General features: G+C 68.7%; 15 protein-coding genes. 13 read left to right on the top strand and 2 right to left on the bottom strand.

The genetic code is table 11. From position 1 onward, the window contains the following. The first annotated feature begins 1 nt into the window (after position 1). Genes folK through lysS form a run of 7 tightly spaced genes read left to right on the top strand, consistent with a single transcriptional unit; the run spans position 2 to position 6510 of the window. Positions 2–532 (top strand): 2-amino-4-hydroxy-6-hydroxymethyldihydropteridine diphosphokinase, encoded by a 531-nt coding sequence (gene folK / locus ACN6M5_RS10335; RefSeq protein ID WP_434949572.1) that lies wholly within the window; start codon positions 2–4, stop codon positions 530–532. Further along, positions 529–1008, top strand: coding sequence for a DUF3180 domain-containing protein (locus tag ACN6M5_RS10330; protein ID WP_434949571.1), 480 nt, complete (start codon positions 529–531; stop codon positions 1006–1008). The genes folK and ACN6M5_RS10330 overlap by 4 nt, the downstream gene beginning before the upstream one ends. Further along, positions 992–1477, top strand: a complete 486-nt coding sequence (locus tag ACN6M5_RS10325; protein ID WP_085368994.1) for a PH domain-containing protein — start codon at positions 992–994, stop codon at positions 1475–1477. The genes ACN6M5_RS10330 and ACN6M5_RS10325 overlap by 17 nt, the downstream gene beginning before the upstream one ends. Then, entirely contained in the window at positions 1474–3258 is a 1785-nt protein-coding gene (locus tag ACN6M5_RS10320; protein WP_434949570.1) for a PH domain-containing protein, read from the top strand. Before ACN6M5_RS10325 ends, ACN6M5_RS10320 begins: the two co-directional genes overlap by 4 nt. After that, a complete protein-coding gene (locus ACN6M5_RS10315; RefSeq protein ID WP_210724098.1) occupies positions 3258–4016 on the top strand; it encodes a Rossmann-like and DUF2520 domain-containing protein in 759 nt (252 codons plus the stop codon). The genes ACN6M5_RS10320 and ACN6M5_RS10315 overlap by 1 nt, the downstream gene beginning before the upstream one ends. 60 nt (positions 4017–4076) lie before the next feature. Then, positions 4077–4964 carry a pantoate--beta-alanine ligase gene (gene panC / locus ACN6M5_RS10310; protein ID WP_434949569.1) on the top strand — a complete coding sequence of 296 codons (888 nt, stop codon included), beginning with the start codon at positions 4077–4079 and terminating at the stop codon, positions 4962–4964. A 31-nt stretch (positions 4965–4995) separates the two neighbouring features. Continuing rightward, complete coding sequence (gene lysS / locus ACN6M5_RS10305; RefSeq protein ID WP_434949568.1) at positions 4996–6510, top strand: lysine--tRNA ligase; 1515 nt, start codon at positions 4996–4998, stop codon at positions 6508–6510. 18 nt (positions 6511–6528) lie between these two features. On the opposite strand, the gene ACN6M5_RS10300 is transcribed toward lysS, so the two are convergent. Beyond that, positions 6529–7326: a cytochrome c oxidase assembly protein gene (locus ACN6M5_RS10300; protein ID WP_434952373.1), complete on the bottom strand. Its 798-nt coding sequence runs from the start codon at positions 7324–7326 to the stop codon at positions 6529–6531. 127 nt (positions 7327–7453) lie between these two features. Between ACN6M5_RS10300 and ACN6M5_RS10295 the strand changes: the two genes are divergently transcribed. Together ACN6M5_RS10295 and cls are read left to right on the top strand one after the other, a co-directional pair. After that, on the top strand, positions 7454–7627 hold the full coding sequence (locus ACN6M5_RS10295; protein ID WP_179150758.1) for a hypothetical protein: 174 nt from the start codon (positions 7454–7456) through the stop codon (positions 7625–7627). Positions 7628–7731: 104 nt separating this feature from the next. Further along, entirely contained in the window at positions 7732–9195 is a 1464-nt protein-coding gene (gene cls, locus ACN6M5_RS10290; protein WP_085368990.1) for a cardiolipin synthase, read from the top strand. A gap of 75 nt (positions 9196–9270) precedes the next feature. On the opposite strand, the gene ACN6M5_RS10285 is transcribed toward cls, so the two are convergent. Next, complete coding sequence (locus ACN6M5_RS10285) at positions 9271–10251, bottom strand: pirin family protein (RefSeq protein ID WP_434949567.1); 981 nt, start codon at positions 10249–10251, stop codon at positions 9271–9273. 58 nt (positions 10252–10309) lie between these two features. On the opposite strand from ACN6M5_RS10285, the gene ACN6M5_RS10280 reads away from it, so the two are divergent. From ACN6M5_RS10280 to ACN6M5_RS10265, 4 genes are all read left to right on the top strand, one after another. Further along, positions 10310–10741: a hypothetical protein gene (locus tag ACN6M5_RS10280; RefSeq protein ID WP_247597154.1), complete on the top strand. Its 432-nt coding sequence runs from the start codon at positions 10310–10312 to the stop codon at positions 10739–10741. Between the two features lie 129 nt (positions 10742–10870). Beyond that, entirely contained in the window at positions 10871–13396 is a 2526-nt protein-coding gene (locus tag ACN6M5_RS10275) for an ATP-dependent Clp protease ATP-binding subunit (RefSeq protein ID WP_085368987.1), read from the top strand. A gap of 134 nt (positions 13397–13530) precedes the next feature. Further along, entirely contained in the window at positions 13531–14049 is a 519-nt protein-coding gene (locus tag ACN6M5_RS10270; protein WP_085368986.1) for an amino-acid N-acetyltransferase, read from the top strand. A 44-nt stretch (positions 14050–14093) separates the two neighbouring features. Beyond that, positions 14094–14726 (top strand): hypothetical protein, encoded by a 633-nt coding sequence (locus ACN6M5_RS10265; RefSeq protein WP_434949566.1) that lies wholly within the window; start codon positions 14094–14096, stop codon positions 14724–14726. The last annotated feature ends 229 nt before the right edge of the window (positions 14727–14955 follow it).

Here is a 14955-nt window from a genome sequence, read left to right as displayed (position 1 = left end):
CGTGACGCCCAGGCCGCAGCGGATGCGCGTCGGCCATCCGGCCGTGCTCGCCTTCGGCGGCAACCTCGGCGACAGGGAGGCGACCATCCGCGCCGCCGTCGCCGCTCTCGAGGAGACGCCGGGCATCCGGGTGGATGCGGTCTCCCCGCTCTACGAGACGCCCGCCCTCAAACTCGACGGCATCGACCACGACGCCCCCGCATACCTGAACGCGGTCGCCCTGGTCGACACGATCCTCGACCCTCTCGCCCTCCTCGACGCCGTCAACGCCGTCGAAGACCGGCTCGGCCGCGTGCGCGATGAACGCTGGGGCGACCGCACCATCGACATCGACATCGTCGACTACGACGGCATCGTCTCCGACGACGAGCGCGTCACGCTGCCGCATCCCCGGGCCGCCGAGCGCGCGTTCGTGCTGGTGCCCTGGCTCGACATCGCACCGGATGCGCAGCTCACCGGCCACGGACCGGTCGCGGCTCTCGCCGCTCGCGCCACCGACCCTGTCCGCACGTACGAGGGGAGCGCATCGTGAAACGCACCACTCCCGTCCCGCTGATCGTCCTCGGCGTCGTCGCCGCGGTCGCCGGCTTCCTCATCGAACTGGCGCTGGCCGGGTCGGGGCTCGCGGTGTTCGTGCCTCCGCTCACCCTGCCGATCACGCTGGTGGCGGTCTCGATCATCGTCGTCGCGTTCGCCGTGCCGATCCGCCGGGCCGTCCGCGGCAGGAACGCCCGGCCCATCGACCCGTTCCAGGCGATGCGGATCGTGGTGCTCGCGAAGGCGTGCAGCCTGTCCGGCGCCCTGCTCACCGGCCTCGGCGCCGGGCTCCTGGTCTATCTGCTGAGCCGCGCGGTCATCCCGGCCGGCGGCACGATCTGGCTGACCGTCTCCACGACCGTCGGCGCCATCGTGCTGCTGATCGCCGGGCTGGTCGCCGAATACCTCTGCACCATCCCACCCGACGACAAGAACGGCGATCCGGAGAATGTCCATGTCGAATCGTCTTGACCTGAGCGTCGGGGAGTGGCAGCGCGTCTCCCCGAAATACGTGGTCGTCGTGATCGTGAGCGCCGTCGTCAGCGGCGTGGTGCTTGCGGCGGCGGCGACCTTCCTGTGGCTGGTCGCCCAGTGGAGCTGGGGCTGGGTGCTGCTGGCGGCGGTGGTGGTCATCACGATCGTGAGCCTCATCATCGCGCCCCGCCGTGCGCGCTCCATCGGCTACCGGATGCGCGAGGACGACCTGCTCTTCCGCCGCGGCATCATGTACCAGCGCTTCGTGTCCGTGCCGTACGGCCGGATGCAGCTCATCGACATCAACCGCGGCCCGGTCGGACGCATCCTCGGCCTGGCCGACCTCAAGTTCGTGACGGCGGCCGCCTCCACCGGCGTGGTCATCCCCGGACTCCCCGAACCGGTCGCCGCCGACCTGCGCGACCGTCTCGTCGAACTCGCGGAGAGCAGGCGGGCAGGACTGTGAGCGCCCCGCTCAGCGCAGCGGAACGCGCCGCCGAACGGTTCACGGACGGCGAATGGCACCGCCTGCATCCGGCCACGCCTCTGCTGCGCGGTGGCATCGTCTTCGTGGCGATCCTCGGCTTCGTGCTCTCCAACTTGCGCGAACGCATCGTCGGCATCTTCATCGGAACGCCGGACTACGGCGGAGACCCGATCGATCAGATCTACGACCACGGTTGGGAAGGCTGGGCCCTCCTCGCGATCGTGGTGGTGCTGCTGCTCTGCTTGGGAGCGTTCTACCTGTCGTGGCGGATGCACAGCTTCCGCATCACGGGCGACGCGGTGGAGGTGCGCAGTGGCATCCTCTTCCGCACGCAGCGCAAAGCCCGGCTGGACCGCATCCAGGGCATCAACATCGTGCGCCCGGTGCTCGCGCGGATCTTCGGCGCCGCGAAGCTGGACATCAGCGTGGCAGGACACGACGCCAATGTGCAGCTGGCGTACCTCGGCTCGTCGCTGGCGGACGGGCTGCGCGGCGACGTGCTGCGGCTGGCATCGGGGGTGCGGGCGAGCGAGGCGCCGGGTGGTGCGCCTGGTGCGCCTGGGGTCGCCGGAGCGCCGGACAGCGTGGCCGCTGCGCCTGGCGGGGTGGTCGGTCCTGGCGGTGCGCCAGGGTGGCCTGGCTCTCCCGGCGGCACGGTCGGTCTGGACGGTGTGCCTCCTGGTGCTCCTGGTTCGCCGGCCGGCGTGCAGGGTGCTGCCGCGGCCGGAGGCGCGGTGTCCGGCTTGGTGACCCGTCGCGTCAACGAGTTCATCGCACCGGAACTCGACCCCACCGTCGCTCCGCCGCAGTCCGTCGTGAAGATTCCGCCGCTGCGCCTGCTCGGCTCGCTGGTGCTCAGCGGCTTCACCATCTTCCTGCTGGTGGTGGTCGCGTTGCTGGTGATCGGCGTATCCACGGGCCGGGTGTGGCTGCTGTTCGTGGTGCTGCCCGGTCTGCTCGGGTCGGCGAGCTTCTACATCAACCGCTTCACGAAGTCGCTGCGCTACTCGATCGCGGGCACGCCGGACGGTGTGCGCGTCGGCTTCGGCCTGCTCAGCCTGAGCAACGAGACGCTGCCGCCCGGCCGCATCCACGCGGTCGAGGTGCTGCAGCCGCTGCTGTGGCGTCCGTTCGGCTGGTGGCAGATCCGGATCGACACGGCCGGCCACTCCAAGGAGAAGGGCGCGGCTGGGCAGCCGAACACCACGATGCTCCCGGTCGGCGACGCGGCCGACGTCGCACGGGTGCTCGGCCTCGTGCTCCCCGATTTCGCGACGGACGCCCACCGCGAACTGATCGTCGCAGGCATGACATCGCGCGGACGGGACTCCTACATCGGCAGCCCGCGCCGCGCGGCCTGGGTGCGGCCGCTCTCCTGGAAGCGCAACGGGTACAGCATCGTCGACGGGGTGATCCTGCTGAGGCGCGGCGCAGTGTGGCGCAGTCTGGCGATGGTCCCGCTCGCGCGTCTGCAGAGCCTCGAGATCCAGCAGGGCCCGATCGACAGGATGCTCGGCCTCGCCGGCGCCCGCCTGCACACGGTCTCGGGTCCGGTGCGACCACGACTGGCAGCGCTGGACGCGCCCCAGAGCGTCCACCTCTTCGACGACGTCGCCGCCGGCGCCATCGCCTCCGCGCAGTCCGACCGCAGCCACCGCTGGGCGGAGCTCCCGTTCGAGCAGGCGGCCCCGCTGGATGCGCCGACGCCGCCCACGACCCCCACCACGACCCCCACCACGACCCCCGAGGAGCACCCCTGATGCAGCGTTCCGGACGACTCGGTCTCGGCATCATCGGCGCTGGGCGCGTCGGGCCGGTGATCGGCGCGGCGCTCGCGGGCGCTGGTCACGCCATCGTCGGGGTCTCCGCCGTGTCGGAGGCGAGCAGGGAGCGGGCCGGGGCGATGCTGCCGAACGCGCCCATCCTGGATGTTCCCGTGCTGGTGGAGCGGAGCGAGCTGGTGGTCATCGCCGTGCCGGACGCCGAACTGCCCGGCCTGGTCGCCGGGCTCGCCGCCACCGGCAGCTGGCAGCCCGGCCAGATCGTCATGCACACCGCACCCGGGTTCGGCGTGTCTGTGCTCCAGCCGGCCGCTGCGGCGGGCGTGATCCCGATCGCCGTGCATCCCGCCGTCGAGTTCACCGGGACCAGCCTCGACCTCGCCAGGCTGGCCGAGAGCTACTTCGCCGTCACCGCGCCCGCTCCCGTGCTGCCGATCGCTCAGGCACTGGTGGTCGAGATGGGTGGGGAGCCGGTGGTCATCGCCGAGAAGGACCGCGAGGCGTACGCAGAGGCCGTCGCGACCGCCACGTCGTTCTCCCGGGCGATCGTCGAGCAGTCCACCGGCATCCTGCGGGACATCGGGGTCGACAACCCTGGACCCTTCCTCAGCTCGCTGCTGCGCTCCGCCGTCGACAACGCCATCACCACGGCCTCGGCACCGGCAGCCATCGACCTGTCCGAGGTGTTCGACGAGCAGCAGGGGGACGATCGCGGCTGGTTCCTCCGCGGCGAGTAGCCTGGATGACTGGCCGTTCAACTCCGCGCCCGCCAGGCGCACCGGCCGTTAGGGGAGCAGATGCCTGACGTCGTGACCACCATTCCCGAACTGCGCGCACGGATCGCCTCCGGTCGCAGGGACGCCGCCCTCGAAGGCAGCGCTGACGCGCCATCCGGTCGCGTCGTGCTCGTGCCGACGATGGGCGCCCTCCACGACGGGCACCTCCGGCTGGTCTCGCACGCCAAAGACCTCGGCGGGATCGTCGTCGTCTCGATCTTCGTCAACCCGCTGCAGTTCGGGCCGGGCGAGGACCTCGACCGCTACCCCCGCACCCTCGACGCCGACGTCGCCAAACTCTCCGGCCTCGCCGACATCGTCTTCGCGCCGAGCCCGGCGGAGATGTACCCGAACGGCGCGACGGAGACCCGCGTCACCGCCGGCGCGATCGGCTCCCTGTACGAGGGCGCATCCCGGCCAGGCCACTTCGACGGCATGCTCACGGTCGTCGCCAAGCTGTTCAACATCGTCGGCCCCGACGTGGCCGTGTTCGGCCAGAAGGACGCGCAGCAGGTGCACCTCGTCGGCCGGATGGTCGACGAGCTGAACCTGCCGGTCACGATCGCCGTGGTCGACACGGTCCGCGAATCCGACGGGCTCGCCCTGTCGAGCCGCAACAGCTACCTCGACCCGGCGGGACGCGCCGCCGCCGTCGCACTCTCCCAGGCGCTCGCCGCCGCGAAGGCCGCGGCCTCAACGGGAGCAGCAGGCGGAGTGGATGCTGTGCTCGCCGCCGCCCGCGCGCGTCTCGACACCGAACCAGCCGTTAAGCTTGACTATCTCGTGGTCGTCGACCCGGACTCGTTCCTCGCCGTCGCCGAAGGCCACCACGGCCCAGCCGTGGTGCTCGTGGCAGCCCGTGTCGGAACGACCAGGCTGATCGACAACGAGCGCATCAGCATCAGCTGAGCGGCCTCCTCCGCACGAACGAAAGACACTGATGACCGACGAGCAGACCCCCGAGCCTGAACTCTCCGCTGACGAGATCAGCGAGCAGAAGGCCGTCCGCCTCGGCAAGCGCGAGCGCCTGATCGCCGAGGCGAAGACTCCCGCGGGCGGCGCGTACCCGGTCGCTGTGCCCATCACCACGACCATTCCCGCCGTGCGCGCGAAGTGGGGCCACCTGCAGGCCGACGAGGTCTCCGGAGAGACCGTCGGCGTCGCAGGGCGCGTCGTGCACCTCCGGAACACCGGCAAGCTGTGCTTCGCGGTGCTGCAGTCCGGCGACGGAACGCGCATCCAGGTGATGGTGTCGCTCGCGGCCGTCGGCGAGGAGTCGCTGGCGGAGTGGAAGGAACTCGTCGACCTCGGCGACCACCTCTTCGTCTCCGGCGAAGTGATCTCGAGCCGCCGCGGCGAGCTGTCGATCATGGTGGAGAGCTGGACCATCGCATCCAAGGCCCTGCTTCCGCTGCCGAACCTGCACAACGAGCTCAACGAGGAGACGCGCGTCCGCAGCCGCTACCTCGACCTGATCGCGCGCGACCAGGCCCGCAAGAACGTCATCGATCGCGCCAAGACCGTCGCCAGCCTCCGCAAGACGTTCTCGGAGCGCGACTTCATCGAGGTGGAGACCCCGATGCTGCAGGTCATGCACGGCGGGGCGTCCGCGCGCCCGTTCGTCACCCACTCGAACGCGTTCGACACCGAGCTCTACCTGCGTATCGCACCCGAGCTGTACCTGAAGCGCGCCGTGGTCGGCGGCATCGATCACGTGTTCGAGATCAACCGCAACTTCCGCAACGAGGGCGCGGACTCCACGCACTCGCCCGAGTTCGCCATGCTCGAAGCGTACGAGGCGTACGGCGACTACAACTCGATCGCCGACCTCACTCAAACCCTCATCCAGAACGCCGCGCAGGCGATCTCCGGTTCGCACGTCGTGACCTGGGCCGATGGCACCGAGTACGACCTCGGCGGGGAGTGGGATCGAATTCGCATGTACGACAGCCTGTCCGAGGCGGTCGGCGAAGAGATCACTCCCGCGACATCTGTGGAGAGACTGCGCGAGATCGCGGCTGTGGAGGGGATCGAGATCCAGCATCCCCTGCCGGGCAAGTACGTCGAGGAGCTGTGGGAGCACTTCGTCAAGGACACCCTGGTGCGGCCGACGTTCGTGATGGACTTCCCCGTCGACACCAGCCCGCTGGTGCGCGCACACCGTTCGCGCGAGGGCGTCGTCGAGAAGTGGGACCTCTACACCCGCGGCTTCGAGCTGGCGACCGGATACTCGGAGCTGGTCGACCCCGTCGTGCAGCGCGAGCGGTTCGTCGAGCAGGCGAAGCTGGCGGCGCAGGGCGATGTCGAGGCGATGCGTCTCGACGAGGAGTTCCTGCGTGCTCTCGAGTTCGGCATGCCGCCGTCGGGTGGAATGGGGATGGGCATCGACCGCCTGCTGATGGCGCTCACCGGCCTCGGCATCCGCGAGACGATCCTCTTCCCGCTCGTCAAGTAGCGGCTTCCGCCCCGCCCCTCACGGCCGCTGGCGCAGGTGGTCGCGCGTGAGCGCATCCAGCTCGTCGTCGCTGAGTGCGTCGATCCGGTTGGCCTCTCGGCGGTCGAGGCGCATCCAGCGCACGAACAGGATGATGAGCACGGGCACGTCCGCGATTTCTGCGATGAACCACAGGAAGTCGCCGGACAGATGCTGGTCGTGGAGCGCGTTCGGGAACCAGAACGGCAGCGGACCCCGCACAGCGGGCGCGTGATCCAGGATCCCGTCGTTGAGCCGCAGGAGCAGCCCGGGCACCGCATCCAGCAGCATCTCGACGAACGCGAGCAGGAACTCCACCGTCACGAAGAAGCTGGTGCGGATGATCGAGTGGGCGGCGATCGGCAGCACCATGAGCATCCCGGCGAGTGGCACGACGACCGTGATCGACCACTCCGACCACGGGTTGTCGCGCAGCACGGCGGCGAGCGGTGTCAGGAAGACGAGGAACACCGCGCAGGCGAACAGCGGCGCGAACATCGCGTTCCCGAACAGGCGGATCGCGCGCGAGCGCAGGGTCGCCTCCAGCCTGCTCGCCCGGTGTCCGCTGAGAGCCAGGCGGGCCAGGGCGACGGGGCGTCCCAGACTCATCAGTGCGGGAACGGCGAACAGCAGCAGGGCGATGCGGGTTGTGAACGCCCAGCGCAGCTCCGAGCTGTACGCGCCCAGGAACCCGAACGACACCCACGCGTACGCGCCGAGGCCGAGGGCGAAGAACCACACGGTGGGCGCCACCGGCCAGCGATGACCGCGGCGGCGGAGGGCCAGGATGCCGGCGATGTACAGTCCGGCAGCGGCGACGAGCGCGACGGCGGCGACCGGGTCGAAGCGCCAGGTGGCGAGGAAGACGGTGACGGGTGGCGTGATGGTCTCCGTTCTCAGGTGCAGGAGCTACCATTATCAAGTTATGAATGATGTCGTAGCTGGGATCGTGTGGTCGCTCGCACCGACCGTCCTCGTCGGTCTGCTCTTCTGGCTGATCATGCGCTCCATCGTTCGCGCCGACCGCACCGAGCGTAAGGCGTACTCCCGCATGGAGGCCGAAGAGCGCGCACGCCGCGGCCTCGCGCCCAAGGCGTAGCTGCGCCGCGTCGTGAGTACCCTCGCGGCCTTCCCTTCGATACGGTAAGCGATAGGGCCTGCACCTCAGCGCGCCCACACAATCGGTAGAGGGGATGCGCGCCGATGGACGCAGGGTTCCTCACCACCGCGATCGTCGTGCTGCTGCTGCTCGTCGACTTCATCATCCGCGTCATCGCCGTGATCGTCGTGCCGCGCAACCGCAAGCCGACATCGGCGACCGCCTGGCTGCTCGCCATCTTCTTCATCCCGTACATCGGCGTGCTGTTCTTCCTGCTGATCGGCTCGTACAAGCTGCCGAAGAGCCGTCGAGACAAGCAGGCGGAGATCAACCAGTTCATCATCGAGAGCACGGAGGGCATCGAGCGGGTCAGCCGCGACCATCCGTGGCCGCCGTGGCTGGAGTCCGTCGTCGCCCTCAACCGCAATCTCGGGGCGATGCCGCTCGTCGGCGGCAACACGGCCAGCCTCAACGGCGACTATCAGGCGTCACTGGATGCGATGACGGAGGAGATCCGGGCGGCCCGCCGCTATGTGCACGTCGAGTTCTACATCCTGAGCTGTGACCAGACCACCAAGCCGTTCTTCGACGCGCTGGAGGATGCCGTGAAGCGCGGCGTCTCGGTGCGCGTGCTGCTCGACCACATCGCGTCGTACCGCACCAGGGACTACAAGCAGACGACCAAGCGCCTCACCGACATGGGCGCATCCTGGCACCTGATGCTGCCGGTGCAGCCGTTCCGCGGCAAGTACCAGCGGCCCGACCTGCGCAACCACCGCAAGCTGCTGATCGTGGATGGCCGCGTCGGCTTCATGGGTTCTCAGAATGTGATCGACCGCAGCTACAACAAGAAGTCGAACATCCGGCGCGGACTGAAGTGGAAAGAGCTGATCGTGCGCCTGGAGGGGCCGATCGTCGCCGGTCTCAACGCGATCTTCATCACCGACTGGTACAGCGAGACCGACGAACTGCTCCGCCGCGAGACGGAGCCGATCACCGATGACCTCACCGCGAACGCGCTGGATGCCCAGGTGGTGCCGTCCGGGCCGGGGTTCCCCGGCGAGAACAACCTGCGCCTGTTCCTCGCGCTGCTCTACTACGCGCAGGAACGCATCGTGATCACGTCGCCGTACTTCGTGCCGGACGACGCCATGCTGATGGCGATCACGACGGCGACGCAGCGCGGGATCGCGGTGGACCTGTTCGTGTCGGAGGTCGGCGACCAGGCGCTCGTCTACCACGCGCAGCGGTCGTACTACGAGGCGCTGCTGCGCGCCGGCGTGCGGATCTGGATGTACAAGAAGCCGTACATCCTGCACGCCAAGCACTTCACGATCGACGACGACGTGGCCGTGATCGGGTCGAGCAATATGGACATGCGCTCGTTCCAGCTGAACATGGAGGTGTCGCTGATGGTGCGCGGCCGCTCGTTCGTGGACGAGATGCGGGCCGTCGAGGACGGCTACCGCCGGGACAGCCGCGAACTCACGCTCGACGAGTGGATGAAGCAGCCGCTGCGGTCCACGGTGCTGGACAACCTCGCCCGGCTGACCTCGGCGCTGCAGTAGCTGCATCCGGGACGGCGAGATGCCACTATCTGCGCCGCATCCCGGGCGTTTCGCGACAGTTGCTGGTATCTCGCGCTAGCCGCGCGGCTTGAGGCGCACGGTGGGGAGTTCGGGAGCGGGGAGCGGCCTGCCGTCGTAGCCGGCGACGGTGCCGAACCGGCCGTGGCCGTCCTCGTCGTCGATGACGTCGCGCATCCACTCGGAGCGGAACTGCACGACCTCGTCGTGCCCGCGCCCGATGAAGTTCCACCACATCACGATCTGCTCGTTGAGCGGCTCACCGCCGAGCAGCACCAGCCGTGCCCCGCCGTCGCCGACGGTCACGGTCACCGCGTCGCGTCCGGGCGCGAGGTAGGCGAGGTGTGCGCGCGGCACAGGCACGCCAGCCACGGAGACGTCCCCGGCATCCACCAGGATGCCGTGCTCGAACGACGCGTCGAGCGGCACCACGATCTCCCCGGCGCCGCGGACCAGCAGCTCGGCGCCGAGCAGCGGGCTGAACACGGTGGCGTCCGTCCCGCTCCCCGCGAGCTGTCCGACGAACGTGCGCACCTCCGCGGCGCCGAGCTGCCCGGCGACCGGCACGTGGTGCTCGAAGAACGGCTCCGTCGCGCGCGACCGGTCCGGCAGCGCGACCCACAGCTGCACGCCGTGCAGGCGGGTCGTCTCCGGCGTCGAGACCTCGGAATGGCTGATGCCGCGCCCGGCCGTCATCAGGTTGAGCTCGCCCGGCCGCACCATCGCGTGGCTGCCGACGCTGTCCCTGTGCTCGATCTCGCCCTCGAACAGCCAGCTGACGGTCTGCAGGCCGGTGTGCGGATGCGGAGGGACGCGCATCCCGCCGGTCGCCGAGACGTCGTCCGGTCCGTAGTGGTCGATGAAGCACCAGCCGCCGATCAGCGAGCGGCGGCGCTGGGGGAGCGTGCGGCGCACATTCATCGCACGCGGGCCGCCGAGCGGCACATCCCGCGGTTCGAGGATCTCGACGGCATCGTCTCCGATGCGCGGCTCGTCGTCGACGAGCACCTCCGCCGGGTCGCGTTCCAGGTTGCTCACACGTGCATCCTAGAACGCGCACAGCCACGAACCACCTCCGGCTTCCTAGAATGAGAGCGTGCATCGAACTCTCGCGGCGAGCCGCGCAACCGTGGCCGTCGTCGGCGTGCTCCTGGCCGGCCTGGCACTGACCGGATGCACGGCAGCGTCCTCGAAACCCGTGGAGGACTACGCGGGCGAACCGAAGGGTGTCGAGGCCCCCGCGAGCAGCGCGGGCGGTGCCGCATGGGCCGTCTGGATGAAGGACGGCGACCGGTTCGCGATCGTGCTCTACGGCAGCTCGACCTGCCCGCCGACCGTCGCATCGGTGTCCGTCACCGCCAGCAATCAGCTGAAGGCGATGCTCGAGCCGGCCCCCGGCGGCGTCTGCACGCGCGACTACGTGCCGCACACCACGATCTTCGAGACGCCGTCCGGCGTGACCACCACCTCCGACGTGACCATCACTCTGCCGGACACGACGCTCACCCTGCCCGGCCTGCGGGGCTGAGGCTGCGCATCCCGGACAGTCGGGGGAAACACTGTCACGCCCACGGCGAACAGGGGCTATAACGGCGCCCTCCGGTGGTTACTCTCTTTGTATCGACGCCAACCCTGCAACGGCGTCCGAGGAGTAGACATGTTCGAGAGATTTACCGACAGAGCCCGCCGCGTCGTCGTCTTGGCCCAAGAAGAAGCCAAGATGCTCAACCACAACTACATCGGGACGGAGCACATCCTGCTCGGCCTGATCCACGAGGGTGAGGGTGTCGCCGCCAAGGCGCTCGAGTCGCTCGGCATCTCGCTGGATGCCGTTCGCGAGCAGGTCCAGGACATCATCGGCCAGGGCCAGCAGCAGCCGACAGGGCACATCCCGTTCACCCCGCGTGCCAAGAAGGTGCTGGAGCTGTCCCTGCGCGAGGCGCTGCAGCTCGGCCACAACTACATCGGCACCGAGCACATCCTGCTCGGCCTCATCCGTGAGGGAGAGGGCGTCGCCGCCCAGGTGCTCGTGAAGCTGGGCGCCGACCTCAACCGCGTGCGCCAGCAGGTCATCCAGCTGCTCAGCGGATACCAGGGCAAGGAGCAGGTCCAGGTCGGAGGCAACGATCAGGCCACCGCGCAGGCAGGCAGCCAGATCCTCGACCAGTTCGGCCGCAACCTCACCCAGGCTGCGCGCGACAACAAGCTCGACCCGGTGATCGGACGCGAGAAGGAGATCGAGCGCGTCATGCAGATCCTGTCGCGCCGCTCCAAGAACAACCCCGTGCTGATCGGTGAGCCCGGCGTCGGAAAGACCGCTGTCGTCGAAGGGCTCGCTCAGGCGATCGTCCGCGGCGACGTGCCGGAGACGCTGAAGGACAAGCAGCTGTACACGCTCGACCTCGGCTCGCTCATCGCAGGCTCCCGCTACCGCGGTGACTTCGAGGAGCGCCTGAAGAAGGTCACCAAGGAGATCCGCACCCGCGGCGACATCATCACCTTCATCGACGAGATCCACACCCTCGTCGGCGCAGGCGCGGCCGAGGGTGCGATCGACGCGGCCTCCATCCTGAAGCCGCTGCTCGCCCGCGGTGAGCTGCAGACCATCGGCGCCACCACGCTCGACGAGTACCGCAAGCACTTCGAGAAGGACGCGGCCCTCGAGCGCCGCTTCCAGCCCATCCAGGTGGCCGAGCCGTCGCTGCCCCACGCGATCAACATCCTCAAGGGGCTTCGCGACCGCTACGAGGCGCACCACAAGGTGTCCATCACCGACGGCGCGATCGTCGCGGCGGCGAACCTCGCCGACCGCTACATCCAGGACCGCTTCCTGCCGGACAAAGCCATCGACCTGATCGACGAGGCCGGAGCACGTCTACGGCTGTCGATCCTGTCGGCCCCGCCGGAGCTGCGCGAGTTCGACGACAAGATCGCCGCCGTGCGCTCCCAGAAGGAAGCCGCCATCGAAGACCAGGACTTCGAGAAGGCCGCATCGCTGCGCGACGAAGAGAAGAACCTCCTCGGCGAGCGTCTGCGCCTCGAGAAGCAGTGGCGCTCCGGCGACGTGAAGACCACGGCAGAGGTGGATGAGGGACTCATCGCCGAAGTGCTGGCCCAGGCCACGGGCATCCCGGTGTTCAAGCTCACCGAGGAGGAGTCCGCACGTCTCGTCTTCATGGAGAAGGCGCTGCACCAGCGGGTCATCGGTCAGGAGGAGGCCATCGCGGCGCTCTCCAAGACCATCCGTCGTACGCGCGCCGGTCTGAAGGACCCGAAGCGTCCGTCCGGTTCGTTCATCTTCGCCGGCCCCACCGGTGTCGGAAAGACCGAGCTGGCCAAGGCGCTCGCCGAGTTCCTGTTCGACGACGAGTCGGCCATGATCTCCCTCGACATGTCGGAGTACGGCGAGAAGCACACGGTCTCGCGACTGTTCGGTGCTCCTCCCGGATTCGTCGGCTTCGAAGAGGGCGGCCAGCTCACCGAGAAGGTCCGCCGCAAGCCGTTCAGCGTCGTGCTGTTCGACGAGATCGAGAAGGCGCACCCCGACATCTTCAACTCGCTGCTCCAGATCCTGGAGGAGGGACGTCTGACAGACGGTCAGGGCCGCGTCGTCGACTTCAAGAACACAGTCATCATCATGACGACCAACCTCGGCACGAAGGACATCTCCGGCGGCCCCGTCGGCTTCCAGATCGAGGGCGACCCGACCACCGGGTACGACCGGATGCGCGGCAAGGTCTACGAGGAGCTGAAGAAGAACTTCAAGCCCGAGTTCCTGAACCGCGTCGACGAGATCATCGTGTTCCCGCAGCTGTCCAAGCCGGAATTGCTTCAGATCGTGGACCTGTTCATCAAGCGCCTCTCCGACAGGCTGCTCGACCGTGACATGACGATCACGCTGGAGCAGGCAGCCAAGGAGCGCCTGATCGAGGTCGGCTTCGACCCCACCCTCGGAGCCCGTCCGCTGCGCCGCGCTGTGCAGCACGAGATCGAGGACCGTCTCAGCGAGCGCATCCTGCACGGAGAGCTCAACGCCGGCGACCACGTGCACGTCGACTTCAAGGACGGCGAGTTCGTGTTCACCACGGAGGCCCGCAAGGAGCCGATCGGCGCCGGCGTCAACGCCGCGGCCGCCATCGGCACGGGGCCGGCGACGCCGGACCTGGCCGCATCCTCCGAGTGAGGTAGCCGAACCTGTTGTATCCCGGGAGCGGGGTCGCCTGAATGGGCGGCCCCGCTTTCGTGTGTGCGTGTGTTCGTGTGTGCGTGTGTTCGTGTGTGCGCATCCGGATGCGGCGGGTCGCTAGGCTTGGGCGGGTGAGTGGTTCAGACAGCGCCGGGTTCGTCATCCGCCGGGCGCGTGCCAGTGACGTGGTGCGCATCCAGGAGCTCGTGGAGCCGCTGGTACAGCGACGAATCCTGCTCGGCAAGGATGCGGTGGTGTTCTACGAGTCGCTGCAGGAGTTCCGGGTCGCGGAGACGCCGGATGGCGAGCTGATCGGCTGCGGGGCGCTGCACGTGATGTGGCGCGACCTCGCCGAAGTGCGCACGCTGGCCGTTTCCGAGGACTGGCTCGGCAGGGGCATCGGCCACGCGCTGCTGCGGCGGCTGGAGGACGACGCCAGGGAGCTGGGCCTCAGCCGCCTGTTCTGCCTGACCTTCGAGGTCGCGTTCTTCGAGCGCAACGGGTTCGAGGACATGGGCGGTGAGACGGTCGACCCCGAGGTGTATGCGGAGCTGGTCCGCTCGCACGACGAAGGTGTCGCGGAGTTCCTCGACCTGGCTCGGGTGAAGCCCAACACCTTGGGAAATACTCGTATGTTAAAGCGGCTCTAGCGCGTTGCCGCGGCATTCGTCGCGGCCGCCGCTATCCTGCAGGCATGTCGACGTTCAAGCATCCTGTCGGCCCGCAGCCGAGCACCGTCTATTGGCGACGCCGGCTCATCCTCGCCCTCGGCGTGATCGCCGTGATCGTCGTCGTCGTGCTGATCGTCGTGCGGCCCGGCTCCTCCCAGGGCACGCCGACGCCGGCCGCAACGAACTCGAAGCCGGCGACCCCGGGCGCGGACGGCACGAGCATCCCGACGGAGAACACGACGGCGAGCGGCCAGCCCTGCAAACCGGCGAACGTGAAGGTGACGGCGAACACCGACGCGAGCACGTACGCCGCCGGCGAGCTGCCGAAACTGACAGTGTCGATCACGAACACGGGCACGGTGTCCTGCAAGATCGACGCCGGAACGGCGCAGCAGGTGTTCACGATCACCAGCGGCACCGAGACGTACTGGAAGTCGACAGACTGCCAGTCGGACAAGGTGGATGCGGAAGTGCTGCTGCAACCGGGCAAGACGGTGTCGTCGCAGACGCCGATCGAGTGGGACAGGACGCGCTCCGACCCCGCCACCTGCCAGCAGACGCGCGAGCAGGTTCCGGCCGGAGGAGCGTCGTACCACCTGACCACGTCGGTGTCCGGCATCGAGTCGGCGGAGTCGAAGCAGTTCATCCTGAACTGAGGCCGCGCCGGTTGCGGTGACCGTGACGGTTGCGGTTGGGGCGGCGGTGGCGGCTGGGGTCGCTGTTGCGAATGCGAGATGCCAGTAATTGTCGCGCATCCCGGGCGTTTCGCGACAGCTACTGGTATCTCGCGAACCTGCGCGCGCCCGCGGGCCAGGATGCGGCGTCGAGCGCCCGCTCGCGGTCGCGAGATGCCACGAACTGTGGCGGATCCCGGGCGTTTCGCTG

Source organism: Leifsonia araucanica (assembly GCF_051161895.1).
Taxonomy (GTDB): domain Bacteria; phylum Actinomycetota; class Actinomycetes; order Actinomycetales; family Microbacteriaceae; genus Leifsonia.
Note: the sequence above shows the minus strand (reverse complement) of the source record. Positions and strands in the feature narration are given on the sequence as shown.

What these genes read in the sequence shown, in the direction of transcription:
- ACN6M5_RS10325 (WP_085368994.1), top strand. Translation starts at nt 992, where the DNA reads ATGTCGAATCGTCTTGACCTGAGCGTCGGGGAGTGGCAGCGCGTCTCC.
- ACN6M5_RS10315 (WP_210724098.1), top strand. Translation starts at nt 3,258, where the DNA reads ATGCAGCGTTCCGGACGACTCGGTCTCGGCATCATCGGCGCTGGGCGC.
- panC (WP_434949569.1), top strand. Translation starts at nt 4,077, where the DNA reads ATGCCTGACGTCGTGACCACCATTCCCGAACTGCGCGCACGGATCGCC.
- lysS (WP_434949568.1), top strand. Translation starts at nt 4,996, where the DNA reads ATGACCGACGAGCAGACCCCCGAGCCTGAACTCTCCGCTGACGAGATC.
- ACN6M5_RS10295 (WP_179150758.1), top strand. Translation starts at nt 7,454, where the DNA reads ATGAATGATGTCGTAGCTGGGATCGTGTGGTCGCTCGCACCGACCGTC.
- cls (WP_085368990.1), top strand. Translation starts at nt 7,732, where the DNA reads ATGGACGCAGGGTTCCTCACCACCGCGATCGTCGTGCTGCTGCTGCTC.
- ACN6M5_RS10275 (WP_085368987.1), top strand. Translation starts at nt 10,871, where the DNA reads ATGTTCGAGAGATTTACCGACAGAGCCCGCCGCGTCGTCGTCTTGGCC.
- ACN6M5_RS10265 (WP_434949566.1), top strand. Translation starts at nt 14,094, where the DNA reads ATGTCGACGTTCAAGCATCCTGTCGGCCCGCAGCCGAGCACCGTCTAT.